The organism is Stenotrophomonas sp. SrG (assembly GCF_050031795.1).
Classification (GTDB): Bacteria; Pseudomonadota; Gammaproteobacteria; order Xanthomonadales; family Xanthomonadaceae; genus Stenotrophomonas; species Stenotrophomonas rhizophila_A.
This window is the reverse complement of record NZ_JBNBBE010000888.1, coordinates 1-243: the sequence shown is the minus strand read 5'-3', so window position 1 is coordinate 243 and position 243 is coordinate 1. Positions and strand designations below refer to the sequence as shown.

At 74.5% G+C, this 243-nt stretch carries 1 protein-coding gene; it reads right to left on the bottom strand.

The features are described 5' to 3' along the window. On the bottom strand, positions 1 to 243 hold a 243-nt coding region (locus ACQG3P_RS22055), incomplete at both ends, for an isochorismatase family protein (RefSeq protein ID WP_426806241.1).

The following is a 243-nucleotide window of genomic DNA, read 5'->3' as shown; positions in this document are numbered from 1 at the left end:
TCGCTGGGCGGTGTAGAACACCGGTATGCCCTGCGCCCGGCAGGGCGCGACCAGCCGGACGATGTTGGCGGTTGCCGGGGCCAGCGGCGCGGCATCGGCGCCGCACGCGGCCCGGAAGTAGCGCTGCATGTCATGCACCAGCAGCGCGATGCGCGCCGGTTCAGGCTGCCCCGGTCCGCGCGGCGCCGGCAGTTCGGCTGCCGTGGGCAGCGCGTCGGAGGGAATGGTGGGCAGCGCCATCAG